The organism is Hahella sp. CCB-MM4, from assembly GCF_002260525.1.
In the GTDB taxonomy this organism is placed as follows: Bacteria; Pseudomonadota; Gammaproteobacteria; order Pseudomonadales; family Oleiphilaceae; genus Hahella.
This window is the reverse complement of sequence record NZ_MRYI01000064.1, coordinates 1-624: the sequence shown is the minus strand read 5'-3', so window position 1 is coordinate 624 and position 624 is coordinate 1. Positions and strand designations below refer to the sequence as shown.

The 624-nt window shown below is 70.7% G+C and carries 1 pseudogene; it reads left to right on the top strand.

Going from position 1 to position 624, the window contains the following annotated elements:
• Nucleotides 1-624 (top strand): annotated as a pseudogene (locus tag BTA51_RS28890) (hypothetical protein); the annotation flags it as partial.

Sequence of the window (624 nt, the reverse complement as noted above, 5' to 3'; positions counted from 1 at the left end):
GCGCGGAGGAGTACACCGTCCCGGCCAAGGCCTGCGACCGGGACGTCAGCAAGGACGAGCTGGGTGCACTCTTGCCCAGCGGCTCGGAGCTGCGCGAAAAGCCGTCGACGTCCGACACGTCGTTCTCCTGCCAGATCTACGTCGACGGCCTCATGCAATTCGCCTTCACCGAGCGTTCCGGGCAACGGAAGTTCGACGTGTCCGCGTACGCCAAGAGCGGGCGGCTCGGGGGCTTCGACCAGCCCAGGACGTCGGACGTCAGCGACAACGCCGTGGTCTCCCACACCCGGTCCGTGGTGATGGCCCCGTGCCCGAAGGCCGGGGGGAACTACGTCCTCGACCTGGAGCTGCCGAACATCGAGGGCGACCACAGCGACGACATCGAGCGGTTCGTCCGGTCGTACCTGCCGGCCGGGCTCGCCGCCAGGATGTGCCGGGTCCCCCTGGTCCTGCACGAGCAGACCGTCCGGCTCGGTCTCGCCAACCGCAAGCTCGCCGGCTCCGCCGCGCGGATCGCCGTGTCCTCGGAGTCGACCCTGCCGCTCCTGCCGGAGAGCGTCCGGCCCGCGGCGGTGGTCACCGGCAACCCCGTGCGTCCCGAGGTCCTGACCGGCCACCCGGACA